We start from the raw sequence: 23596 nt of genomic DNA, 5'->3' as shown, positions 1-23596 counted from the left end.
GTGCCGCGCCTTTCTAAGCGTTCCTACTCGGTTAAGGTTTCCTCTGCAATGCACGACTACGTCAACTGGCTGCGCCACGCTTCGCCCTATATCAACGCTCACCGCGACTGCACCTTCGTGGTTATGCTGCCGGGCGACGGCGTCGCCCATCCGAATTTCGGCAATATCGTCCACGACCTGGTGCTGCTGCACAGCCTCGGCGTGCGCCTGGTGCTGGTGCATGGCTCGCGCCCGCAGATCGAGACGCGCCTCGCCGCCCGCGGCCTGACCCCGCACTTTCACCGCGACCTGCGGGTGACCGACGGGCCGACCCTGGAGTGCGTGATCGACGCGGTCGGCCAGCTGCGCATCGCCATCGAGGCGCGCCTGTCGATGGACATGGCCGCCTCGCCCATGCATGGCGCCCGGTTGCGGGTGGCCAGCGGCAATTTCGTCACCGCCCGGCCAATCGGCGTGGTCGATGGCATCGACTATCACCACACCGGCGAGGTACGCCGCATCGACCGCAAGGGCATCGGCCGCCTGCTCGACGAGCGCAGCATCGTGCTGCTGTCGTCGCTCGGCTACTCGCCCACCGGGGAGATCTTCAACGTCGCCTGCGAGGACGTGGCCACCCGCGCCGCCATCGACCTGGGCGCCGACAAGCTGCTGCTGTTCAGCCCCGAGCGCGGCCTGCTCGACGAGCAGGGCAAGCTGGTGCGCGAACTGCGTCCGCAGCAGGTGCCCGCCTACCTGGCACGCCTCGGCAGCAGCTACCAGGCCGAACTGCTCGACGCCGCCGCCCAGGCCTGCCGCGGCGGGGTCAAGCGCGCCCATATCGTCAGCTATGCCGACGACGGTTCGCTGCTCACCGAGCTGTTCACCCGCGACGGCGGCGGCACCCTGGTCGACCAGGAGCAGTTCGAATCGCTGCGCGAAGCGACCATCGAGGACGTCGGCGGGCTGATCGAGCTGATCAGTCCGCTGGAAGAGCAGGGCATCCTGGTGCGCCGCTCGCGCGAAGTGCTGGAGCGGGAGATCGAGCAGTTCAGCATCGTCGAGCGTGACGGCATGATCATCGCCTGCGCCGCGTTGTACCAGATCGCCGACTCGGACTTCGGCGAGCTGGCCTGCCTGGCGGTCAATCCGGCCTACCGCCACGGCGGTCGCGGTGACGAACTGCTCGAACGCATCGAAGAGCGCGCCCGCGCCCAGGGCATCAAGACCCTGTTCGTCCTCACCACCCGCACCGCCCACTGGTTCCGCGAACGCGGCTTCGCGCCCAGCAGCGTCGACCGCCTGCCGGCGGCGCGGGCCTCGCTGTACAACTTCCAGCGCAATTCGCAGGTGTTCGAGAAGGGGTTGTAGGTCCGCGGCCCGCTCTGGGCGCAGGCCGCGCTGCGCCCAGGATTGGTTCGTGTCCGTCCCCAGGCCAGTTGGCGGCGTGTAGTGGGATAAATCGGCCGCATCCGCGCGCTACGATCACCGTCGTTGAGGAGTAAAGCGCAGGCCGGTCGGCTGACCGGACTGCGGGTCGCGCGGGATGATGACCTGATGGTTGAAGGCTTGAACCAGAATCTGATCATCATGACCTTCCTGGAAAATGTTGCCGACCGAGTCCTCGGTGAAGGGGCCCAGCGGTGATCAGAGTTTGTTTGGCGCCTTCGAGGGACAGATACACGGGTGTTTTTGGGTGCAGAGAAGCTTTTCTCACCTGCGATGAATATTGTCGTAGTCATCGCCCTTGGGTGTGGCCAGGATGCCTTTGGCTTCCTGGCTGCGGTAGTACGCCTCGATGCTCAGGCTGGAACCAATCTTTGCCTGGAGGATGCAGGGTTGCTGTTGCCAGGGGTAATTCTGATTGCGCTTCATCGCTTCCGATTGCCCACGGTCTTGCCAGGCGCGGTAGGGCATATCGCGCCAGCGGCGCGGGTCGTGCTTGCTCTGGCGGTCATGCTCGGCGGTGACCGGGTCAAGGTGGCGGAACTGTTCGAGCACCGGCAGCTCGGGTAGTGGCTGGCTGATATCCATATAGCGTTGCAGGCAGTCCCAGAAGGCCAGTGCCTCTTCTGGGGTGAGGCCGAGTGGATGCATCTTGCCGCCGAGGAATATTTCGCAATCGGCATAACGGTGATGCAACCACAGCGCCATGCCGCCACTGCCATGCGGCCCCGGGCGAAATTCCATGGTGGCGTCGAACTCGTAGAAAGGTGCCACGAACGGCTTACGAAAGCGCCGGGCGATGGTCACCATGCCGGTTTGCCTGTTGAACTCACTGCCATCGTATTTGAATAAGCGCAAATACAGATCCAGCAGAAAGTCGAAGCCGACCACACCCATAAAGATGGAAAAGGCCATGATCCCGCAAAACCAAAACAGATCGGTACCGTAGCTGGACGTATTGTAAGTAAATGCCGCACTAAGCAGGGCCGTTGCCAAGCCAGTGCCTACTTGAATTAAATAAGCCTTTAAACTTTTCTCCCAATAGAGCCAGCCACTAACGCCGACCATCAGAACTATAAGTGGCGGCACTATAAAATTATCCCATAGGGTGTTTGGCAGCAGGTCTATGGTGGCAAACATCCAGAAAAACCACGGCACCACAAATAGAGCAGTAATTTTTAAAAACGGTATTAACATTAACAGTTTATTAAAGTTCTCAAACCGCCAGCGCTGCTGATCGCAATACAGCTCGGCCTCCCCCGTACGCTCTACGAAAGTATGCTCCTTGGCCTGCAGTTGCATATCGACCACCTGCCAGGGCTGCAAGTTGGCATAGTGGCCCCAGCGCAATTGAGTGCGGCGCAGGTTACTGCGGTTGGCGTCCTGCCGCCATTTATGCGGCGGCTGGGTCGGAATATCGGTGGAGTTGTAGGCGCTAGCCGTATAAGGGCTTTGCTCAATCACGGGGGCATTCATAATTTGCGGTAGTCGCTCTGTTCGATCAGCCAATAGGGTACGTCATCCATCACGTCGTCTTCCTCGGGCAGCAGCGCTGGATTGAAGGCCGTCCATTGGCGCGGACTCGGCTGCGGCAAAATCAAGTCGTCATAGGCCGGGAAAGGATCGCCGACTCGGCACGCTTGATGTTCAAGGCGGAACTGCGCGCGCACCTTGAGGGCATATTGGCTGGCGGCCAAAGGGCTAAAGGCCGGTTGATGCTGATAAGGGAGCACGTAGAGTACGCGACCGCCGCCCATTACCACGGCTCCGAGCTTTTCCTGCGGAATAACCTTGGCTGGCCGGCGCTGCCAACCACTGTGATGACCGCGCTCCAGTTCGAGCTCGGACGTCAGCAGGGTAAATCCCAGATTACTGGGGTATTGGCTCAACAGCCCGGATTGCAACTCGACCACCCAATCCAGCGAATCGAGGTCGCTATTACCCCGGGCTTCCGCGGCCTGCAGTTTCGCCTGATCCTCTTCGGAGGCGCTTTTCTGCCAGTGTTCCAGGCGCTCGATGCGTACTCGAGGTTGGCCGATAGCGCCGAGCAGTTGCTGATAGGCGATTCTGGGGTCGTTCATATGCGCCAGGCGCTGCTCCTTGCCAAATGGCCCATGCTTAATTGCTTGTTCGATTGCGCCATCGGCCAATAGCGCGGCGGCAACCGCACCGCCCAGCAACAACAGGATACCCGCGCCCAGGACCCAGGGGCTGGCCAATATTCCCACCGTATAGAGCGCCCACGTGGCCCCGCCGGAGGCGGCAATGGCATTGGCAACGGAGACGTCCTTATCGCCTTGGTCGAAGGCACGCTTTGCGTCCCACGCAAATAGTACTGAAGTAACGCCCATTGCTACGAATGAGCCGGCCCTTGAGGCGTTTAGCCAAGTACTACCGCCCGTGCGGTTACTGAGGTTGCTGGCCCAGCGCTCCGATATCTTCGAGACGTCGATACGGCCCTTTTCCCATAGCGCATACCAGGGTGAGCGGACGCCTGAGCCTTCGATGATTTTTAGCGCGACGTTGTTTGAGGCAAGGAAAAGGTCAGCAGTAGCCGAAGCGAAACCGGCTCCCCATCTTCCTTCATCACTCTCCAATAGAGCCTTGGCCCCCACCGTATTTACATGCAGGTTATAAGCCGCCATTAACGTGGCAAAGAGCGGCAATACCGGCGACTTGGCGATTTGTCCTGCGCGGCGCAGGTTGGCGGCGCCGAGCCGCCAGCTGTTCAACTCTTGCACCAGTGGATCATTGGCCGGCGCGGCCACGACCATAAAACGCCCCAGGTCCTTGCTGGCGAAGCGGTTGGCCTCCGCCAGCTTGCCACTGGTGGTGCCCAGTACATTGCCGCCGCGCCCCTGCAAGTTGCCATACAGGTAATTCTGCCGAGTCAGGGTGGTGCGTTCGCTGGGCGTCAGGCCAAAGCTGAGCCCGCCGCCATGCACGCCCAGCACCACCATATTCTGTGCGAGGGCCTCGCCCTGGGGCATGAACTTGATCGTCTTGGCCTGGCTATGCAGCTTGCTCAGCAGTCCCACCGTCGGCGTGTAGAGTCGCTGCATATCCAACTGGACGGTGGCAGCGTTGGTACGCAACTGTCTGAGCGTCAGCAGCACGGCTTTACTCAGGTGGTTCAGCCATTCCTCTACCGCCAGAGCCAGGTTCTGTGCCGCGTACTGATAGTTGGCCGACTGCTGGCTCTCCAGCCCGGCGAACATCGCCAAGGAGCTGATACCCAGGTTCTCCGGGTTGATGGCCTGGTTTGTCGCCGCCAGCTTTGCCAGCCGCTTGGCCAGTTCTGGCAGTGTTCCATTTTGGTCGGCCAGGGCTGCGCGGGTAAGCGGATGATTGGCCTCCGCCAGCTGCCTGATCAGGCGCTCCACCGCTTGCGCGAGTGCCCGATCCTCGGCGTCGGTACTGCGTGCATCACTGCCTTGAGGCAGGCGACTGAGCATTTCCAGCATATCGATCAGCAGGCTGTAAGGTTCCAGCAAGCGCTCATCGTTGCTGTAGACCCAGTCGCTCCATACGGCGGTCAATTTGCGCTGCGATAGTGCCAAGGTCCGCTCGAGCTGGCGATGAATGCACTCGCGCGCACCTTGGCGTTCGGTATGCAGCATGGTTTTCTCAAGCGCGGCCATATCGATATGCTTGCGCAGGTCAGCCAATGGCGCGTTGCTTGGCATCGACCATTGATGCAGCACTTCGGCGTAACGACCGAACGGTTGGAACGGCACCAGGGCGTTATAGGTTTGCAAGGCCTCGGTTGCCAGGCGGGACTGCTCCACCGCATGGCGCAACTCGAACAAGGGGTCGTCCAACATGAAGCCGACCAGTTTTGGATAACCGCGCAAGCTTTTCTCTGCGAGAACATCCTTGCCCGCAGGCAGCCCTGGCGGCGCAGCTGGGGCGGCAGCCCCCATATGCCGTGCGAGCGCTTGCTGTTGCTTATGCAGTACGACGAATAGTTCTTGGGGATCGAGCGCGGTCATTGCCGGGGTAAAAGTCGCGGGGTCGCGCAACGCACACTCAATATGCAAGTCGCGTGGCCTAAGCCCCTCGACTTGCTTGTCGATCACGACAATCGGCATCGCCTGTGTTGGCCTCCACTGTTCGCCGCCGACAACCGCCGCCGACCACGCCGGCGCTACATTTTGGCAGCGGTTCTGGACCCGGCCACTGCTGGCTTCCAACCAGGCGATGTATTCCCAGGTCCAGGCCATTTCGCTGTAGGCCATGCTGTACTGGTCGCCGACAAAGCGGCCTTGCAGCAGCATGGGCACCAGCGTCAGCGCCAATGGTCTACCGACTGCTGCTCGATCATCTGCCGGTCTGCCCTGGGTCGCCAGCTTGCGCCAATGGGCGACATCCACGTCCGATAGGTTGCCTTGGCCGTCGCAGGCCAACTCACGCCACAGCTTGCCGTTCTGAAAAACATAAATGCGCCCAGGTCGAGGCAGTGCGCCTTTCGGCGCTATATCGTACTGGTCATAGCCGGGCAGTCGCGCCATGGGTACGAGGGCGAGAAAGGTATTCTGCTGGATCTCCGGCTCTTCTTCGTGGCTGCGCATGTCCGACTCGACGGGAATCTGCAGCATCCCACCATCGCTGCGCTCGATATTCAGCGCCAACCGCGCGTGGCGGGCGTTGTCGTATTCCGCGCGTTTGCGGGTGCCCTGATCGATGGGCTGATCCATTAGCTCGCTCATGCGTCACCTTCCGGGTCGAGCAGTTGTACTTGGCCACCCAAGGCGGGGTCGCCCCATACGTCGACGATCAGTTGTTGCGGCCCTTGCTTGCCCAGGCTTGCCAGCGGCAACAGCGGATTGATATTGGCCTTGCCGGTCCTTTCGCCGACCGGCGCGGTATCGGCGGGTTTGGGAATGATCGGCAAGATGGGCGCCGCCCCCGAACCACTGCCCGGCCTGCCGCCGGAGTTGATCTTGATCACCGGCCCGACCAGGGTGATGCCGCCGGCATCGAGCTTGATAAAGCTGCCGGCGGCCTTGAAGGTCAGTTCGCTGCCGGCCTCAAGCACCACTTTCTGGCCGCTGGATAAATGGATCTCCTGACCGGCGCTGATGAACTGGCCGGTGCCGATCTTGATGTGCTGGTTTTGCCCGACGCTGAGGTGGTCGTTGGCCTTGATTTCGCTCTTGCGGTCGGCTCGGGTGGTGCGGTGTTCCTCGGCCTTGAACTCGCTGTAGCTGTTGGCCTCGACGGTGTCGTGGCGCTCAAAGCCAATGCGGATCTTCTGGTCGTGTTCGATGTTCTCGTCCCAGTCGCGCTGGGCGTGGATGTAGATCTGCTCGGCGCCCTTGCGGTCCTCGATGCGCAGCTCGTTGTAGCCGCCACCGCCGGGGGAGCTGAGGGTCTTGAACAGGCTGCGGGTCTTGTTCGCCGGCAGGTCGTAGGGGACCTGGTGTTCCTTGTGGTACAGGCAGCCGGTGACCAGCGGCTGGTCGGGGTCGCCTTCGAGGAAGGTCACCAGCACCTCCATGCTGATACGCGGGATGGCGATGCCGCCGTAGCGGTCGCCGGCCCAGCTGCTGGACACGCGCAGCCAGCAGCTGGTCTTGTCGTCGGCCTGGCCCTGTCTGTCCCAATGGAACTGCACCTTGACCCGGCCGTATTGGTCGCAGTGGATCTCTTCGCCGGCGGGGCCGGTGACCACGGCGCTCTGGCTGCCGAGGATGCGCGGCTTGGGGTGGCGCACGCTCGGCCGGTAGGGCACCGTCCAGGGCGTGGCGCTGAAGCGGTTGCGGTAGCCCTGCTGGAAGCCATCGGCTGTATCGGTGTGGCTGGTCACGGCCTCTTCCAGTACCTGGGGCTGCTTGCCCTGGTGCTGCACTTCGCTGAGCAGCCAGAGGTCGTTCCAGCTGGGCCGTGGGTGGTCGGTGAAGGCCAGGAAGTGGCCGCTGACCAGCAGGGTCTGGTCGCTCTCGCCCTCGGCCAGTTCGAAGTCGTGGCGGTGGCGTTCCAGGGCGCGCTGGCTGAGGTGTTTGCCGCGCTCGCGTGCGACGAAGCGGCCGGGGTAGTCGTAGTCCTCCAGGTCCGGAATGAAGGGGCTCTTGGCGTCGGCCTCCAGCAGTAACGTGGGCTTCTCGAAGTCGTAGTCGCGGCGGGTCACCCGGCTGGTGCGGGTTTCCACGCGCACGCCGAAACGCTTGATCGCAGGCGTGTCGGCAACCAGACCGCTGTCCTGCTGGTAGGCGGTGGGGGCCAGCTTGGGGAAGGGCGTCTGGTCGTCACCGAACACCAATACATGGCCCTGAGCGCTGTGCTGGAAGTGGTAGTGGACACCCTCTTCCTCGCACAGGCGCTGGACGAAGTGCAGATCGGATTCGTCATACTGCACGCAGTACTCGCGCTCGGGGTACACCGAGCCGAGCTGGAAGCGGTAGGCGTTGGCCTGGATGCCGTGCTCTTCGAGCACTTGGCCGATGATCTTCTCCACCGTGAGGTGCTGGAAGATGCGTTGGTTGATGCGGTGCGCCAGGTAGGCCAGCTGCGGGCGCAGGCTCAGGTGGTAGCGGGTCAGGCGTTTCCCGGACTCGCCCTGGGCGACGCGGTAGATGTGCCCGTGGATGCCGTTGCCGGCTGGCGACAGGGCGAGGAAGGCCGGCCGATGCAGCAGGGCTTCCAGGTCGAGGTCGGGGCGTTCGCTGACCAGCTCCAGCTCGAAGGCGAAGGGCTGGCTGATCGCCTCGCGGCCGCTGAATTCGAGGATCTGGAGGTCGTGGCTGACGCCTTCGATGTCCAGGCTGAAATGGGTCTGGTTGGCTGGGGCGAACATCCGTTGTTCCTCTTCCATCGTTCCTTGAGTAGCGCCAGTACGCGCGGCGCCGTTTTAACCCAGGCGCTGCCGGGTGAACGTGCGTACTCGACTTTTCCGGGATTTCCTTGGCGCTGAAACACCTCGGCCAGGACGATGCCTGGCCGAGGTCAGCATTAGCGCACGATCACCTTAGGCGGAGATCGGGGTGCGCCAATCGTCGGAGCCGGAGGTGCCGGAGACTTCGTGGGTCCAGACGATCTTGCGGTAGGTGAAGTAGACGTCTTCCAGGTGAGTGAAGTGGGACATGTTCGGGTCCTGGCAGTTCGGCATGCGCGACTGCACGTCGACGATCACCGCGTCTTCCAGTTCGATGGTGAAGTAGTGCTCCTGGGTACCGGTGGAGGAGGTGCGGTACCACTCCAGGCGGCACTTGCTCAGGCGCTCGCCGGAGGTCAGGGAGTTGAAGATCAGCGGCGAGGACTTGTCGAACACCTTGGTGATCATCAGCGGCTTGTGCACGCGCTGGCCGGTCGGCTGGCCGGACTGCGGGTCGCGCGGGATGATGACCTGGTGGTTGAAGGCTTGAACCAGAATCTGATCTTCGTGACCTTCCTGGAAAATGTTGCCGACCGAGTCCTCGGTGAAGGTGCCAGCGGTGATCAGACCTTGTTTGGTGCCTTCGAGGGACAGATACGCGGGTGTTGGCATGAGTGCTCTCCTTGCCTGGTTCATGGATCCTGTTGATCCGGGAACCGGGGTTAGAGCGAAGACCGTGCCATGAAAATAAAAATCTTAAAAAACAATGCTTTAAAAATAATTCGTGGTTCGGGTTGAGGGGCGCTGCGAGGCCGGTCACGAAATGTTGCGCAGAGACTGGCGCAGGGCTGTGCAAGAGTTTGCGCAATCGCTGCCGGAGCGTGGCGGGCTGGGCGTTCGGCGCTTCTATCCACAGGCTTGGGTGCGGTCGGGCGCGCAACAAGCTGCGCAGTTGGCAGGGCCGCAGTGCGTGCTCGCAGTGAATTGCACTGCGGCTGGAATGGGGCCCGCCAATTGCCGGAGGTGTCGCGTCAGGCACTTTTCTGCTGGCGCAGCAGTTGGCCGTGGCCGTCGTCCCAGCCGGCTTCCCAGGCTGCGCCGGGAACTTCCGCGGTGTAAGGCAGGTTGCTGTTGGGTTGGCCGGTCAGGCCGGCCATGTAGCCCTGCTGGTAGGCCTTGTTCAGGCTCTCCAGGCTCCACTGGCGGTCATCGTCGGGTTGGGCGTCGGACGCCATGGGCACAGCTCGCGTTACGTTCACTGTGCCCATGCTAGCCGCGCCGGCCGGTGATTACCTGGCCGCCGGTCCCGCTTTTAACGCCGCTGGCGTTTTTTGTGACCGGCTCGACTAAACCGCCAGGGCCAGGATGCTGGCCTGGTAGGCCGCGACGAAGGTGTCGAAGTCGCCTTCTTCCTGGGCTTCGAGTTCGGCCTGGTCGCGCAGCGACTGGGCGGAGGCCGCTTCCAGTGCGCTCTGCTGCTCGACGCTCAGCGGCTGGCTGCGGAAGTACTCGGCGTGCCGTTTGCTCTGGCGCAGGGCGAACTGGGTGAAGCTTTCCCCCTGTTGCAGTTCGGTCAGCACCTGGGCCGAGGGCGTCAGGCTGACGTCGGCGACCTTGGCACGCTGGGCTTGCAGGGCCTGGCCATGGGCGTCGCCGCCGTTGCTGCGGTCGAGCAGCTGGGCCAGCGGCTGGATCTGCGCGAGCAGCTCCTCGGCCCAGGCCTGCAGGGGCACCGGCTGGCCCTGACGCTGTAGCAGCAGGCCAGGCCGGCGACCTTCCTTGACCACAGCAAGGAAATTGTCGGTGCAGGCGTGGCACTCGCCACTTTCCAGCAACGGGCTGTCCTGCAGGGCGCAGAACAGCAGGAAGGCGTCGAGGAAGCGCGCTTCGTTCAGATCGATGCCCAGCGGCAGCAAGGGGTTGATGTCCAGGCAGCGCACCTCGATGTATTGCACGCCACGGGCCATCAGCGCCTGAATCGGCCGTTCGCCGCTGGCGGTGACCCGCTTGGGGCGGATGCTCGAGTAGTACTCGTTCTCGATCTGCAGGATGTTGGTGTTGAGCTGCTGCCACTCGCCGTCCCGGTGGGTACCGGCTTCGACGTAGGCCGGGTAGGGGGTGGCGACCGCCTGGCGCAGGCTGTCGATGTAGCTGGCGAGGTCGTTGAAGCAGGGGGTCAGGCCGGCCTGGGCGTTGCTCTGGTAGCCCAGGTCGCTCATGCGCAGGCTGGTGGCGTAGGGCAGGTAAAGGGTGTCGGCGTCGAGCTGCTGCAACTGGTGCGGGCGGCCGCGCATGAAGCCCTTGTCCAGGGCCGGCGAGGCGCCGAACAGGTACATCAGCAGCCAGCTGTAGCGGCGGAAATTGCGGATCAGGCCGATGTAGCGCGCCGACTGGTAGTCGCGGGCGCTGTGATGGTCGCCTTCGGCCTGCTGCAGCAGGGTCCACAGGCCTTCGGGCAGGGAGAAGTTGTAGTGGATGCCGGCGATGCACTGCATGGTCTTGCCGTAGCGCAGCGCCAGGCCCTTGCGGTACACGTACTTGAGCCGGCCGATATTCGAGTCGCCGTAGCGGGCGATCGGGATCGTCTCCTCGTCCGGCAGGGCGCAGGGCATCGACGGGCTCCACAGGTATTCGCCGTCGAGCTTGCTGTAGGCATAGCGATGGATCTGCTCGAGATCGGCCAGGGTGGTCGCCGGGTCGGGCTCGGCCGGGGTAATGAACTCCAGCAGCGCCTCGGAATAGTCGGTGGTGATCTGCGGGTGGGTCAGTGCCGAGCCAAGCTTCTCCGGATGCGGGGTCAACGCCAGCTGGCCGTCACTGTCGACGCGCAGGCATTCGCGCTCGATGCCGTGCAAGCACTGGGAAAGCAGGGAGAGGTTGGCGCGCTCGCCGAGCAGGGCCAGGCGGCGGGAGAACAGGTCGCTCAAGATTGCATTCCTTCACGCGTCGATCGGCCCAATATGGGGGTGGAACGCTTGCTCTACAAGGGGGAATCGGTAACGGCGCTCTGCCCCCGCAGTCTCGATCAGGGGGCGCCCACTCACCCTAGACCAGCCAGGACGGCTGCGGTTACACGCAGGCGAAGGTGGCGTGCGCCTGAGCGACCAGCTGGCCACCCAGGGCGCACGTCGGCTGTGAACAGTCGACCCCGGCGGGCGCTGTCGGCGCCGCCGGGGCTGGCGGTTCACTTGCAGATAAAGGTGGCCTGGGCCGTGGCGACCAGTTTTTCGCCTTGCTGCACCCGTGCCTCCAGCACATGCACCTTGCGCCCGGCATTGAGCACGCGGGCATTGCAGACGATTTCGCCGTGGTCGACCGCGCGGATGTAGTTGACCTTGCATTCCAGGGTCATGCTGCCGGCCTCGCCACCGAACAGGCTGTGGCTGGCCTGGCCGAGCGCGGTGTCGATCAGCGAGAACAGCGCACCGCCGTGCATGCGCCCGTGCAGGTTGAGCAGGTGATCCTGCATGCTCATGCGCACCTGGGACTCGCCGTTCTCGGCTTTCTCGATGGTCATGCCGAGCAGCGTGCTGAACGCGCTGTCCTGGCCGGCAGGGGAGGTGGTGGCCATGGCTTACTTCCTCAGTTGCTTGGCGTTGGCGAACAGCGAGGCCATGGCGTTGTTGCCCGCGGCCGGCTTGTCCTGGCTGGAGTGGCGCTCGCTACGCGGGGTGTTGCCGCGCTTGCCGCCGCCGCGTGGGCCCTCGACCTTCTCGCCGGGGGTGTCGCCCATGCGCATGGTCAGGGCGATGCGGCCCCGCGCGATGTCCACCTCCATCACCTTGACCTTGACCACGTCGCCGGCCTTGACCGCCTCGTGCGGGTCCTTGATGAACTTCTCCGACAGCGCCGAGATGTGCACCAGGCCGTCCTGGTGCACGCCGATGTCGACGAAGGCGCCGAAGTTGGTGACGTTGGTCACCACGCCCTCGAGGATCATCCCCAGTTCGAGGTCCTTGAGGGTCTCGACGCCTTCCTGGAACGCGGCGGTCTTGAACTCCGGGCGCGGGTCGCGCCCGGGCTTCTCCAGCTCGGCGAGGATGTCGCCGATGGTCACCAGACCGAAGCGCTCGTCGGTGAACTGCTTGGGATCGAGGCGCTTGAGGAAGGTGGCGTCGCCGATCAGGGAGCGGATGTCACGGCCGGTATCGGCGGCGATGCGCTGCACCAGCGGGTAGGTTTCCGGGTGCACCGCCGAGGCGTCCAGCGGGTTGTCGCCGTTCATCACGCGAAGGAAGCCGGCGGCCTGCTCGAAGGTCTTCTCGCCCAGGCGCGAAACCTTCTTCAGGGCGTCGCGGGTCTTGAACGCGCCGTTGGCGTCGCGGTGGGCGACGATGTTCTGCGCCAGGGTCGCGTTGAGCCCGGAGATGCGCGCCAGCAGGGCGGCGGAGGCGGTGTTCACATCCACGCCGACGGCGTTCACGCAATCTTCCACCACGGCGTCCAGGCTGCGCGCCAGCTTGAGCTGGGACACGTCGTGCTGGTACTGGCCGACGCCGATGGATTTCGGATCGATCTTCACCAGCTCGGCCAGGGGGTCCTGCAGGCGGCGGGCGATGGACACCGCGCCACGCAGCGACACGTCCATGTCCGGGAACTCCTTGGCGGCCAGCTCCGAGGCGGAGTACACCGAAGCGCCGGCTTCGCTGACCATCACTTTGGTCAGCTTGAGGCCCGGCAGTTGTTTGATCAGGTCGGCCGCCAGTTTGTCGGTCTCGCGGCTGGCGGTGCCGTTGCCGATCGAGATCAGGTCGACGGCGTGCTTGGCGCACAGCTTGGCGAGGATCGCCAGGGTGCCGTCCCAGTCGTTGCGCGGTGCATGCGGATACACGGTGGCGGTGTCCAGTACCTTGCCGGTGGCATCCACGACCGCCACCTTGCAGCCGGTGCGCAGACCCGGGTCCAGTGCCAGGGTGGCACGCGGGCCCGCCGGGGCGGCCAGCAGCAGGTCGTGCAGGTTGCGCGCAAAGACGTTGATGGCTTCGTCTTCGGCAGCTTCGCGCAGCTCGCCGAGCAGGTCGGTTTCCAGGTGGGTGTAGAGCTTGACCTTCCAGGTCCAGCGCACCACTTCGCCCAGCCACTTGTCGGCGGCGCGCCCGCGCTGCTCGATGGCAAAGCGCTCGGCGATCATCAGCTCGCAGGGGTGCAGGGTGCCAGGGGCTTCTTCGCCGACCTTGAGGCTGGCGCTGAGCACGCCTTCGTTGCGCCCGCGGAAGATCGCCAGGGCGCGGTGCGACGGCGCGCTCTTCAGGGGCTCGTCGTGCTCGAAGTAGTCGCGGAACTTGGCGCCTTCCTCCTCCTTGCCGGCGACCACCCGGGCACTGAGGGTGGCGTGGTCCTTGAGGAAGCTGCGCAGGCTGCTGAGCAGGTTGGCATCTTCGGCGAAGCGTTCCATGAGGATGTACTTGGCGCCCTCGAGCACGGCCTTGACGTCGGCGAAGCCCTTTTCCGCGTCGATGAAGCGCTGGGCCTCCTGGTCCGGGGTCAGGGACGGGTCGGCGAACAGCGCGTCGGCCAGCTCGCCGAGGCCGGCTTCCAGGGCGATCTGGCCCTTGGTGCGGCGCTTCTGCTTGTACGGCAGGTAGAGGTCTTCCAGGCGGGTCTTGGTGTCGGCCAGGTTGATCTCGCGGGCCAGCTCGGGGGTCAGCTTGCCCTGCTCCTCGATGCTGGCGAGGATGCTGGCGCGGCGATCGTCCAGCTCGCGCAGGTAGCGCAGGCGCTCTTCCAGGTGGCGCAGCTGGGTGTCGTCCAGGCTGCCGGTGACTTCCTTGCGGTAGCGGGCGATGAAGGGCACGGTCGAGCCCTCGTCGAGCAGCGCCACGGCGGCGGCGACCTGTTGCGGGCGCACGCCCAGTTCTTCGGCGATGCGGTTGTTGATGCTGTCCATATAGAGCTACCCACACTGAAACGAAAAACCGGCCACGCAGACCACGGGCCAGACACGAAGCGGCGCATTATAAACACCGCCCGCCGGGGAGCTGGGAACCGTTCGGGGAAAAATCTGCTAACAATGGCCGGCCCGCCGCGCGCGGCGACTGGGCCATAATGCCGGGCATGTAAGCTGTTCCGTCCGTGCGGGCGGCGCAGATCCCCGGTCAAGGAGCCTCTATGAGCAGCACCGCCCCTACGCTGGAAGGCGAGAAAATCCTCGTCGTCGACGACGACGCGCGCCTGCGCCGCCTGCTCGAGCGCTTCTTCGACGAACAGGGCTACCGGGTGCGCACGGTGGAGAACGTCGAGCAGATGGACCGCCTGCTGTCGCGCGAACTGTTCAACCTGGTGGTGCTCGACCTGATGCTGCCGGGCGAGGACGGCCTGTCCGCCTGTCGCCGGTTGCGCGAGGGCAACAACCAGGTGCCGATCATCATGCTCACCGCCAAGGGCGACGAGGCCAGCCGCATCCAGGGCCTCGAATTGGGCGCCGATGACTACCTGGCCAAGCCGTTCAACCCGCGCGAACTGCTGGCGCGGATCAAGGCCGTGCTGCGCCGCCAGGCACCGGTGGTGCCGGGGGCGCCGGGCAGCGAGGACGAGACGGTGAGCTTCGGTGACTACCAGCTGTCGCTGGCCACCCGCGAGCTGAAGAAGGGCGAGGAGGTGCACATGCTCACCACCGGCGAATTCGCCGTGCTCAAGGCCCTGGTGCAGCATGCCCGCGAGCCGCTGACCCGCGACAAGCTGATGAATCTGGCCCGCGGCCGCGAGTGGGACGCGCTGGAGCGCTCGATCGACGTGCAGATCTCGCGCCTGCGCCGGCTGATCGAGCCGGACCCGTCCAAGCCGCGCTATATCCAGACCGTCTGGGGCGTGGGCTATGTGTTCGTGCCGGATGGTAATAAGTAGTGCCGATCGATCCCCTCCCCTGCGTTGCGAGCCGCCAGGCGGTCCCCGCTCAGCCATGAAAACCCCGCTGTGGTTCCCGCAAAGTTTCTTCGCCCGCACTCTTTGGCTGGTGCTGGTGGTGGTGCTGTTCTCCAAGGCGCTGACCCTGGTCTACCTGATGATGAACGAGGACGTGCTGGTCGATCGCCAGTACAGCCACGGCGCGGCTTTGACCCTGCGTGCCTACTGGGCGGTGCCGCCGCAGGACCGCGAACTCGTCGCCGCGGCGGCGGGGCTGAAGCGGGTGCCGTTCAACAAGGTGCCGGCCAGCGAGCAGCACTGGCCCTACAGCGAGATATTCCAGCGCCAGATGCAGGCCGAGCTGGGGCCGGACACCGAAGTGCGGGTGCGGGTCAATAGCCCGCCGGCGCTCTGGGTTCACGCGCCCAACCTGGGCGATGACTGGCTGCGCGTGCCGCTCTACCCGCACCCGCTGCGCGGTCAGCGGATCTGGAGCGTGCTCGGCTGGTTCCTCGGCATCGGCCTGCTGTCCACCGCCGCGGCCTGGATCTTCGTGCGCCAGCTCAGCGCCCCGCTCAAGCGCCTGGTGTTTGCCGCCCGGCAGATCGGCCAGGGGCGCAGCGTGCGCCTGCCGGTCAGTGATACGCCCAGCGAGATGACCGAGGTCTATCGGGCCTTCAATCAGATGGCCGAGGACGTCGAGCAGGCGGCCCGCGAGCGCGAGCTGATGCTGGCCGGGGTGTCCCACGACCTGCGCACGCCGCTGACCCGCCTGCGCCTGTCCATGGAGTTCCTCAACAGCGACTCGGAGTTGACCGAGGACATGGTCCGCGACATCGAGGACATGGACGCGATTCTCGACCAGTTCCTCGCCTTTATCCGCGACGGCCGTGACGAGCCCTTGGAAGAGCTCGATCTGGGCGAGCTGATCCGCGAGGTGGTGACGCCCTACAACCAGCAGCAGGAGCTGGTGCGCCTGTGCCTGGAGCCGCTGCCGGCTATGCCGCTGCGCCGGGTGTCGATCAAGCGCCTGCTGGTCAACCTGATCGAGAACGCCCTGCGCTACGGCGGCGATGCGGTGGAGGTGGCCGCCTACCTGTCCGGCAACCACGGTGCGCCCTATGCCGTGCTCAGCGTGCTCGACCGCGGCGCCGGCATCGATCCGGCCGAGCTGAGCAGCATCTTCAATCCGTTCATCCGCGGCGACCGCGCCCGTGGCGGCCAGGGCGCCGGGCTCGGCCTGGCCATCGTAAAGCGCATCGCCGCGCTGCACGGCGGCAGCGTCGAGCTGCGCAACCGCTCTGGCGGTGGCCTGGAGGCGCGGGTGTGCCTGCCGCTGGGGCTGCTGCTGCCGCGCGACGCGGTGTGATTACCGCCCTAGCCGCGGCCCTTGGTGCGGGTCTGGTGCGGCATGGCGGTTTTCTCGATGTACTCGATGATCATCCCGGCGACGTCCTTGCTGGTGGTGTTTTCGATGCCGCCCAGGCCGGGCGAGGAATTCACCTCCATCACCAGCGGACCGTGGTGGGAGCGCAGGATGTCCACCCCGGCGACCGACAGGCCCATGACCTTGGCCGCGCGGATGGCGGTCATGCGTTCCTCCGGGGTGATCTTGATCAGGCTGGCCTCGCCGCCGCGGTGCAGGTTGGAGCGGAATTCGCCGGGCTTGGCCTGGCGCTTGATCGCCGCGATCACCTTGTCGCCGACCACGAAGCAGCGGATGTCCGCGCCGCCGGCTTCCTTGATGTACTCCTGCACCATGATGTTCTGCTTGAGGCCCATGAACGCCTCGATCACCGACTCGGCGGCCTTCTGGGTTTCGCACATGACCACGCCGATGCCCTGGGTGCCCTCCAGCACCTTGATGATCAGCGGCGCGCCGTTGACCATCTGGATCAGGTCGGGAATGTCGTCCGGCGAGTGGGCGAAGCCGGTCACGGGCAGGCCGATGCCCTTGCGCGAGAGCAGTTGCAGCGAGCGCAGCTTGTCGCGCGAGCGGGTGATGGCCACCGACTCGTTGAGCGGAAACACCCCCATCATCTCGAACTGGCGCAGCACCGCGCAGCCGTAGAAGGTCACCGAGGCGCCGATCCGCGGGATCACCGCGTCGAACCCCTCCAGCGGCTCGCCGCGGTAGTGGATCTGCGGTTTGTGGCTGGCGATGTTCATGTAGGCGCGCAGGGTGTCGATCACCACCATCTCGTGACCGCGCTGCTGCCCGGCTTCGACCAGGCGGCGAGTTGAATAGAGGCGCGGGTTGCGCGACAGGACGGCGATTTTCATGGGGCACCCGGAAGGTCGAGGAGCGAGGGTTTGTCTTGCACATAGGTCAGCGCCGGATTGACCACCAGCTGGCCGTCGATCAGCGCCTTGGAGCCCAGCAGCACCCGATAGCGCATGGTCTTGCGGCAGGTCAGGGTGAACTCGACGGTCCAGCGGCGATCGCCGAGTATCAGCTCGGTGCGGATCACGTAGCGGCTCTGCACGTGGCCGGTGGAGCTCTTGATGCGCTTGACCGCCACCAGCGGCGCCTCGCAGCGATGGCGCCGCTGCACCAGGGTGCCGAGGTGCGCGGTGAAGCGCACCCAGTCGGCGCCGTCGCGTTCGAACGGCTGGATATCGCTGGCGTGCAGGCAAGAGGTGCTGGCACCGGTGTCGATCTTCGCGCGCAGACCGACCATGCCCAATTCCGGCAGGTTGATCCATTCGCGCAGGCCGATCACGCTGAGATGGTCGAAGGTCTTCACACTGGGCTGTTTCCGTCGGGCCTTGCTGGCCTATGGTCCCGGCATTCTAGTTGTGCGTCGGGGCAACTGCATCAGGCAGAATCGCCGTGCAGCGGCATTTTTTGATCGAGAGAGCGATGAGCGAGAAAGACGACGACAAGGTGCGCCTGGACAAGTGGCTGTGGGCGGCGCGCTTCTACAAGACCCGCGCCCTGGCCAAGGCCGCTATCGAAGGGGGCAAGGTGCATTGCCGTGGCGAGCGCTGCAAGCCGAGCAAGGAGCCCAAGGTGGGCGACGAACTGGTGATCCGCACGGGCTTCGACGAACGCACGGTGGTGATCCAGGCGCTGTCGGTGGTGCGCCGTGGCGCGCCCCAGGCCCAGGAGCTGTACGCCGAAACCGCCGACAGCATCGTTCGCCGCGAACAGGCCGCGGCGCAGCGCAAGGCCGGTGCCCTGGGCGTGCAGACCGATGGCCGGCCGACCAAGAAACAGCGTCGCCAGCTGCACCAGTTCCGCGGTGACCGGGACGACTGAGGGCGATGCAGTGCGGCCGGCGGCGCAGCCTGGTCAGGCCGCGCGCTGTGGGTTGACCACCAACAGCCGGTTGATCAGCGGCAGCCGCTGCAACAGCGTCCATAGCGGCTGACAGAGCCAGGCCAGACCCCTGGCGATGTGGCCGGCCAGTGGCGTGCAGTAACCCCAGGCGTAGCTGACCAGGGCGATGAACAGCCCGCCAACGGCCACGTCCACCAGCCAATGGGCGCCGGCGACCAGGCGCGGCAGCATGAACAGCACCACCAGTGCCAGGCTGGCGGCCAGCTTCCAGCCGCGGCTGAACTGCGCCATGAACAGGCCCCAGAGCAGCAGCACCGAGGCGTGGTCGCCGGGAAAGCTGCGGCTGGAGCGGTCCTTCAGCTCGAACAGACGCTCCAGCTCGGGGAAGGCGCCGCTCAGGTGGTAGGTGCCCGCAACCAGGGTCGAGGGGCTGGCATGCTGCCAGTCGAGGACACCGACCAGTTTGTTGAACAGCACGCGGATGACCAGCAGCATCAGCAGCAGGCCGAGGAAGGTGAACAGCGCCGGACGCAGCTCACCCGCGCGGAACACCCAGCGCGAGTGCAGCATCAGGGCTAGCATCAGCACGCCGACCAGGGCATCGCTCAGGCGCGTGCTGGTCACGGCCCAGAAACCGTCCCACAGCGCGGAGTGGCCCAGCGAGCCGTTGAGGCTCTGGAACAGCCACAGGTCGGCGCCGTCCCACAGCGCGCGGGTGGCCGGCAGCAGCCAGCTGGCGAGCACGGCAGCGGCCAGCAGGTTGAGGCCGAGCAGGGCCGGCCATCGCCAGGCGGCTTGGATGCGGTTGTCTTTATCCATAGAATGTCGCTCCTTAAATAGTCATCCCTGAAAATGGCGACGCGTTTATAAAGATGTCGCGCCGTTTTGTCATCTGTTGTTCACATCTGGTTGCCCAATGCACGATTTCGATCACACTCAGCGTTTCCTCTTCGACGACACCGATGTCCGCGGTGAGCTGGTCGGCCTGGGCGAGAGCTACCGGCACGTGCTGGCCAAGCACCGCTATCCGCAGCCGGTCGCCCAGCTGCTCGGCGAATTGCTGGCGGCGGCGTCGCTGCTGATCAACACCCTGAAATTCGACGGCCTGCTGGTGCTGCAGGTGCGCTCCTCCGGGCCGGTGCCCCTGTTGATGGTCGAGTGCTCCAGCGACGGAGAGCTGCGCGGCATCGCCCGTTACCACGAAGAGCAGGTGGCGAGCGACGCGGGACTGCGCGAGCTGATGCCCGATGGCGTGCTGGCGATGACCGTCGACCCGAAGCTGGGCCAGCGTTACCAGGGCATCGTCGACCTGGACGGCGCCACCCTGGCCGACTGCCTGACCAACTACTTCGCCACCTCCGAGCAGCTGCCCACACGCTTCTGGCTGTGTGCCGACGGTCAGCGCGCCCGCGGGCTGTTGCTGCAGCAGCTGCCGGCCGATCGTCTGAAGGAAGCCGAGGCGCGCCAGGCCAGCTGGGAGCACGTGGTGACCCTGGCCGGCACCCTGACCACCGAGGAGCTGCTCGGTCTGGACAACGAGACCCTGCTGCACCGCCTGTACCACCAGGAGCCCCTGCGCCTGTTCGAGCCGCGCCAGCTGTGCTTCCGCTGCAGCTGCTCGCGCGAGCGCTCGGCCCGGGCGCTGGTCAGCCTGGGCCAGGCCGATGCCGAGCTGCTGCTCAGCGAGCATGACGGGCAGGTGCTGATCGACTGCCAGTTCTGCAACCAGCAGTACGCCTTCGATGCCGCCGACGTCGCCCAGTTGTTCGCCGGTGGTGGCAGCGAGGCGCCCTCCGATACCCGCCACTGAGTCGATAGCGGGCGTCTATCGGCCCGCTTGGCGGTTCGGGTACTGCCAAGGCATGTGCTTTCTGGCATACTCCCGCGACTTTTTTCTCGCTGTAGTAGTGTGTCAATCTTTACTACAAATCGTTTGGAAGACTCGGCCCGCGGGCCGACGGGGACCCACATGACGCAAGCCAACAACGCCGTGTACACCGACATCAGCACTGCCCAACTGGTCGAAGAAGCCCTCCGTCGCGGCGAAGGCGAACTGGCCGCCAACGGCTCGCTGGTGGTCCGTACCGGCCATCGCACCGGCCGCTCGCCCGCCGACCGCTTCATCGTCCAGGAGCCGAGCACCGAGGCGAAGATCGCCTGGGGGCCGATCAACCGGCCGTTCCCGGCGGACAAGTTCGATGCCCTGTGGGATCGCGTACAGGCCTTCTCCGACGCCCAGAACAGCTTCGTCTCCCATGTCCACGTAGGTTCGGCCGAGGCCCACTACCTGCCGGTCAAGATGACCACCGCCACCGCCTGGCAGAACCTGTTCGGCCGCTGCCTGTTCATCAATCCAGAGCAGTACAACCCGGCCGCCAAGGTCGAGTGGCAAGTGCTCAACGTCGCCAACTTCGAGTGCGTGCCCGAGCGTGACGGCACCAACTCCGACGGCTGCGTGATCATCAACTTCGCCGCCAAGAAGGTGCTGATCGCCGGCATGCGCTACGCCGGCGAGATGAAGAAGGCCATGTTCAGCGTGCAGAACTTCCTGCTGCCGGAAGCCGACGTGCTGCCGATGCACTGCGCCGCCAACATCGGCGAAGACGGCGACGTGACGCTGTTCTTCGGCCTGTCCGGCACCGGCAAGACCACCCTGTCGGCCGACGAGAGCCGCTACCTGATCGGCGACGACGAGCATGGCTGGGGCGAGGGCGTGGTGTTCAACATCGAGGGTGGCTGCTACGCCAAGTGCATCGACCTCTCGGAGAAGAACGAGCCGGTGATCTGGAAGGCCATCCAGTTCGGCGCCGTGCTGGAGAACGTGGTGCTCGACGAGCAGCGCGTGCCGGACTACAGCGACGACAGCCTGACCCAGAACAGCCGCGCCGCCTACCCGCTGCAGCACGTCGAGAAGCGCAGCGAGCGCAATCTCGGCGGTGAGCCGAACGCGGTGATCTTCCTCACCTGCGACCTCACCGGGGTCCTGCCGCCGGTGTCGATCCTCAACGAAGAGCAGGCGGCCTACCACTTCCTCTCCGGCTACACCGCGCTGGTCGGCTCCACCGAGATGGGCTCGGGCAGCGGCATCAAGTCGACCTTCTCCACCTGCTTCGGCGCGCCGTTCTTCCCGCGCCCGGCCGGCGAGTACGCCGAGCTGCTGATCAAGCGCATTCGCGGCTTCGGCTCCAAGGTCTACCTGGTCAACACCGGCTGGACCGGCGGCGGTTACGGCGTCGGCAAGCGCTTCAACATTCCCACCACCCGTGGGGTGATCGCGGCCATCCAGAGTGGCGCGCTGATCGGAACCGAGACCGAGCACCTGCCGATCATCAACCTCAACGTACCCAAGTCGGTGCCGGGTGTGGAAACCAATCTGCTCAACCCGCGCAACACCTGGGAGGACCAGAACGCCTACGACGAGGCCGCCAAGGGCCTGGCCAAGCTGTTCATCGACAACTTCCAGAAGTTCGAGGTCTCCGAGGCCATCAAGAACGCCGGCCCCCAGCTCTAAGCCGGCAGCCGCGACACAGAAAACCGCCTTCGGGCGGTTTTCTTTTGTCCGAAGCAAGGCGGCGCTGGGCGGCTCAGGCTTTGGCTTTGGCTGGGCAGCATTACAGGGCCTGTAGCGTCGGCGCCTTTGGCTGGCGCAGGTGCGTGAGCAGGGCCGGCAGCAGATGGGCGGCGTCGGGGCCGACCCCGCGCAAGGTGGCCGAGGCGAAGTTGCGCTGCCTGGGCTGGCCCATAAAGAACAGTCCCGGTACCTGGCTGGCGCGGCCGTCGCGTTGTAGCAGCAGGCCCTCCGCATTCTGCGCGGGCAGCTCGGCGAGAAACGACAGGTTGGGGCGGAATCCGGTGGCGAATATCAGCGCATCGCCAGGTTCGCGGCGGCCATCGGCCCAGATCAGGGCGTCGCCCTCGACGCGCCGAAACATGCGGCGCTGGCGGTAGCGTCCCTCGCGCAGGGCACGCCGGTAGCGTCCGTCGTCCAACACCGGCGTGCCCTGGTCGCTGAGCCAGCGGGTGCGCTCCAGGCCGCTCCAGTGCAGCCAGGCATGGAAGTCGAGGCCGAGCAGGCGCTGGGGGAAGAAGCGGACCGGCGCTCGGGTGGCCAGGCTCACCTCGGCGACCGCGGCCAGTTCGTGGGCGATCTGCACCGCCGAGTTGGCGGCGCCGACTACCACCACGCGCTGGCCGGCAAAGGGCTGGGTGTTGCGGTAGGCACTGCTGTGCAGCACGCGGCCGCGGAAGCCTTCGAGCCCGCTGATAGGCGGGATGTAGGGCTGGCTGAAAGCGCCCGAGGCGACCACCAGGGCGTCGCACTGGTAAGCCAGGCCATCGGCGTCCTGCAGCCGAAAGCCGGTGCCCTGGCGGCTGACCCGCTCGATACGGCTGTTGCAGCGGATCGGCAGCCGAAAGTGCGCGGCATACAGCTCCAGATAGCGCACCACTTCGTCGCGCCGCGGGTAGTGTCTGGGCGCTGCGGGGAAGGGCAGTTCTGGCAGCGCGGAGTAGGCGGCTGGGGAGAACAGTTGCAGGCTGTCGTAATAGTGGCGCCAGCTGCCACCCGCACGGTCTGCGGCCTCGACAATCAGAAAGTCCACGCCCTGGCGCTGCAGCTGTCGGCCCATGGCCAGGCCAGCCTGGCCGGCGCCAATGATGATCACGGCATGTTGCTTTGGTGTAATCATATGTGTGCACCTATGCACGTAATGGCTCGTTAAAAATGGCGTGCCTGTGGCGGCGGTCGGTCAGCCGGGGGCGCCGGGACAGCAGTAGGGCGCTATGCGCTTGCACTCACGCAGCGTCGCTTCCAGGCGGTTGACGATGGCCGGGCCATCCACCTCGTAGAAGACCTGGCGTCCCTCCCTGGCGGTGCGCAGGATGCCGGCCTCCTGCAGCGTTTGCAGGTGGCGCGAAACGACCGAGCGTTCCTGCGGCAGTTCGGCGGCGATCGCGCTGATGTCGGCGCGCCCCAGCAGCATCACGCGCTTGAGCACGCCGATGCGCGAAGGCTCGCAGAGGGCCTTGAAGAAGGTGCTGTCGAAGGTGGCGATGGCCGCCTCGATGGCTTGTTGTCTGCTGATTGGCGAGTCGTTCATGGCGAGCAATTTATGTGCATTTATATGCACGCGTCAATCGGTGGGACGGCCCGGTCCGTGCCCGTTCGTTCGCCCGGAGCCGGCCGGGGCGCCTACAATGGCTGCCCTGAGCGTGTTTGCTCGAAGGAATGGCCC

The 23596-nt window shown here is 65.2% G+C and carries 19 protein-coding genes and 1 pseudogene; 6 read left to right on the top strand and 14 right to left on the bottom strand.

The genetic code is table 11. The annotated features are described in order from the left end of the window. Positions 1-48: 48 nt before the first annotated feature. Positions 49-1347 carry an amino-acid N-acetyltransferase gene (argA, locus tag KDW96_RS10520; RefSeq protein ID WP_255840354.1) on the top strand — a complete coding sequence of 433 codons (1299 nt, stop codon included), beginning with the start codon at positions 49-51 and terminating at the stop codon, positions 1345-1347. A 135-nt stretch (positions 1348-1482) separates the two neighbouring features. Here argA and tssD read toward each other — a convergent pair. From tssD to KDW96_RS10475, 9 genes and pseudogenes are all read right to left on the bottom strand, one after another. Next, positions 1483-1678 (bottom strand): annotated as a pseudogene (tssD, locus tag KDW96_RS10515) (type VI secretion system tube protein TssD); the annotation flags it as partial. An 11-nt stretch (positions 1679-1689) separates the two neighbouring features. Next, a complete protein-coding gene (locus tag KDW96_RS10510) occupies positions 1690-2886 on the bottom strand; it encodes a hypothetical protein (protein WP_255840353.1) in 1197 nt (398 codons plus the stop codon). 8 nt (positions 2887-2894) lie between these two features. Further along, a complete protein-coding gene (locus KDW96_RS10505) occupies positions 2895-6131 on the bottom strand; it encodes a hypothetical protein (protein ID WP_255840352.1) in 3237 nt (1078 codons plus the stop codon). Further along, entirely contained in the window at positions 6128-8218 is a 2091-nt protein-coding gene (locus KDW96_RS10500; protein ID WP_255840351.1) for a type VI secretion system Vgr family protein, read from the bottom strand. The genes KDW96_RS10505 and KDW96_RS10500 overlap by 4 nt, the downstream gene beginning before the upstream one ends. A 171-nt stretch (positions 8219-8389) precedes the next feature. Continuing rightward, positions 8390-8908 carry an Hcp family type VI secretion system effector gene (locus KDW96_RS10495; RefSeq protein WP_108490538.1) on the bottom strand — a complete coding sequence of 173 codons (519 nt, stop codon included), beginning with the start codon at positions 8906-8908 and terminating at the stop codon, positions 8390-8392. Between the two features lie 359 nt (positions 8909-9267). Beyond that, positions 9268-9471, bottom strand: a complete 204-nt coding sequence (rmf, locus tag KDW96_RS10490; protein ID WP_255840350.1) for a ribosome modulation factor — start codon at positions 9469-9471, stop codon at positions 9268-9270. 111 nt (positions 9472-9582) lie between these two features. Further along, a complete protein-coding gene (gene gshA / locus KDW96_RS10485) occupies positions 9583-11163 on the bottom strand; it encodes a glutamate--cysteine ligase (protein WP_255840349.1) in 1581 nt (526 codons plus the stop codon). Between the two features lie 257 nt (positions 11164-11420). After that, on the bottom strand, positions 11421-11807 hold the full coding sequence (locus KDW96_RS10480; protein WP_255840348.1) for a PaaI family thioesterase: 387 nt from the start codon (positions 11805-11807) through the stop codon (positions 11421-11423). Positions 11808-11810: 3 nt separating this feature from the next. Continuing rightward, complete coding sequence (locus tag KDW96_RS10475) at positions 11811-14123, bottom strand: Tex family protein (protein ID WP_255840347.1); 2313 nt, start codon at positions 14121-14123, stop codon at positions 11811-11813. A gap of 221 nt (positions 14124-14344) precedes the next feature. Between KDW96_RS10475 and ompR the strand changes: the two genes are divergently transcribed. Both ompR and KDW96_RS10465 read left to right on the top strand, forming a co-directional pair. Continuing rightward, positions 14345-15079 (top strand): osmolarity response regulator transcription factor OmpR, encoded by a 735-nt coding sequence (gene ompR, locus KDW96_RS10470; RefSeq protein WP_255840346.1) that lies wholly within the window; start codon positions 14345-14347, stop codon positions 15077-15079. A gap of 55 nt (positions 15080-15134) precedes the next feature. Continuing rightward, complete coding sequence (locus KDW96_RS10465) at positions 15135-16448, top strand: ATP-binding protein (RefSeq protein WP_255840345.1); 1314 nt, start codon at positions 15135-15137, stop codon at positions 16446-16448. An 8-nt stretch (positions 16449-16456) separates the two neighbouring features. Here the strand turns inward: KDW96_RS10465 and rimK are convergent, their stop codons facing one another. Then, positions 16457-17362, bottom strand: a complete 906-nt coding sequence (gene rimK / locus KDW96_RS10460; RefSeq protein WP_255840344.1) for a 30S ribosomal protein S6--L-glutamate ligase — start codon at positions 17360-17362, stop codon at positions 16457-16459. Beyond that, positions 17359-17826 (bottom strand): retropepsin-like aspartic endopeptidase RimB, encoded by a 468-nt coding sequence (rimB, locus tag KDW96_RS10455; protein ID WP_440447121.1) that lies wholly within the window; start codon positions 17824-17826, stop codon positions 17359-17361. The genes rimK and rimB overlap by 4 nt, the downstream gene beginning before the upstream one ends. A 116-nt stretch (positions 17827-17942) precedes the next feature. Here rimB and KDW96_RS10450 point away from each other — a divergent pair, with 116 nt between their 5' ends. Continuing rightward, positions 17943-18341 (top strand): RNA-binding S4 domain-containing protein, encoded by a 399-nt coding sequence (locus tag KDW96_RS10450; RefSeq protein WP_255840343.1) that lies wholly within the window; start codon positions 17943-17945, stop codon positions 18339-18341. Positions 18342-18374: 33 nt separating this feature from the next. On the opposite strand, the gene KDW96_RS10445 is transcribed toward KDW96_RS10450, so the two are convergent. Next, complete coding sequence (locus KDW96_RS10445; protein WP_255840342.1) at positions 18375-19181, bottom strand: phosphatase PAP2 family protein; 807 nt, start codon at positions 19179-19181, stop codon at positions 18375-18377. Between the two features lie 97 nt (positions 19182-19278). Between KDW96_RS10445 and hslO the strand changes: the two genes are divergently transcribed. After that, on the top strand, positions 19279-20172 hold the full coding sequence (gene hslO, locus KDW96_RS10440; RefSeq protein WP_255840341.1) for an Hsp33 family molecular chaperone HslO: 894 nt from the start codon (positions 19279-19281) through the stop codon (positions 20170-20172). Positions 20173-20331: 159 nt separating this feature from the next. Continuing rightward, positions 20332-21873, top strand: coding sequence for a phosphoenolpyruvate carboxykinase (locus tag KDW96_RS10435; protein WP_255840340.1), 1542 nt, complete (start codon positions 20332-20334; stop codon positions 21871-21873). Between the two features lie 100 nt (positions 21874-21973). Here the strand turns inward: KDW96_RS10435 and KDW96_RS10430 are convergent, their stop codons facing one another. Together KDW96_RS10430 and KDW96_RS10425 are read right to left on the bottom strand one after the other, a co-directional pair. After that, entirely contained in the window at positions 21974-23050 is a 1077-nt protein-coding gene (locus tag KDW96_RS10430; protein WP_255840339.1) for a flavin-containing monooxygenase, read from the bottom strand. A 60-nt stretch (positions 23051-23110) separates the two neighbouring features. Next, positions 23111-23461, bottom strand: a complete 351-nt coding sequence (locus KDW96_RS10425) for an ArsR/SmtB family transcription factor (RefSeq protein ID WP_255840338.1) — start codon at positions 23459-23461, stop codon at positions 23111-23113. Positions 23462-23596: the final 135 nt, after the last annotated feature.

The sequence above is a fragment of the Pseudomonas benzenivorans genome (assembly GCF_024397895.1).
Taxonomy (GTDB): Bacteria; Pseudomonadota; Gammaproteobacteria; order Pseudomonadales; family Pseudomonadaceae; genus Aquipseudomonas; species Aquipseudomonas benzenivorans_A.
This window is presented reverse-complemented; position numbering and strand designations above follow the sequence as displayed.

Bases quoted from the DNA above. Each gene is read 5' to 3' on its own strand.
- KDW96_RS10445 (WP_255840342.1), bottom strand. From the start codon at position 19,181: ATGGATAAAGACAACCGCATCCAAGCCGCCTGGCGATGGCCGGCCCTG.
- KDW96_RS10500 (WP_255840351.1), bottom strand. From the start codon at position 8,218: ATGTTCGCCCCAGCCAACCAGACCCATTTCAGCCTGGACATCGAAGGC.
- KDW96_RS10425 (WP_255840338.1), bottom strand. From the start codon at position 23,461: ATGAACGACTCGCCAATCAGCAGACAACAAGCCATCGAGGCGGCCATC.
- KDW96_RS10505 (WP_255840352.1), bottom strand. From the start codon at position 6,131: ATGAGCGAGCTAATGGATCAGCCCATCGATCAGGGCACCCGCAAACGC.
- KDW96_RS10480 (WP_255840348.1), bottom strand. From the start codon at position 11,807: ATGGCCACCACCTCCCCTGCCGGCCAGGACAGCGCGTTCAGCACGCTG.
- argA (WP_255840354.1), top strand. From the start codon at position 49: ATGCACGACTACGTCAACTGGCTGCGCCACGCTTCGCCCTATATCAAC.
- KDW96_RS10475 (WP_255840347.1), bottom strand. From the start codon at position 14,123: ATGGACAGCATCAACAACCGCATCGCCGAAGAACTGGGCGTGCGCCCG.
- KDW96_RS10430 (WP_255840339.1), bottom strand. From the start codon at position 23,050: ATGATTACACCAAAGCAACATGCCGTGATCATCATTGGCGCCGGCCAG.
- KDW96_RS10450 (WP_255840343.1), top strand. From the start codon at position 17,943: ATGAGCGAGAAAGACGACGACAAGGTGCGCCTGGACAAGTGGCTGTGG.
- rimK (WP_255840344.1), bottom strand. From the start codon at position 17,362: ATGAAAATCGCCGTCCTGTCGCGCAACCCGCGCCTCTATTCAACTCGC.
- KDW96_RS10435 (WP_255840340.1), top strand. From the start codon at position 20,332: ATGACGCAAGCCAACAACGCCGTGTACACCGACATCAGCACTGCCCAA.
- KDW96_RS10495 (WP_108490538.1), bottom strand. From the start codon at position 8,908: ATGCCAACACCCGCGTATCTGTCCCTCGAAGGCACCAAACAAGGTCTG.
- KDW96_RS10465 (WP_255840345.1), top strand. From the start codon at position 15,135: ATGAAAACCCCGCTGTGGTTCCCGCAAAGTTTCTTCGCCCGCACTCTT.
- ompR (WP_255840346.1), top strand. From the start codon at position 14,345: ATGAGCAGCACCGCCCCTACGCTGGAAGGCGAGAAAATCCTCGTCGTC.
- rmf (WP_255840350.1), bottom strand. From the start codon at position 9,471: ATGGCGTCCGACGCCCAACCCGACGATGACCGCCAGTGGAGCCTGGAG.
- hslO (WP_255840341.1), top strand. From the start codon at position 19,279: ATGCACGATTTCGATCACACTCAGCGTTTCCTCTTCGACGACACCGAT.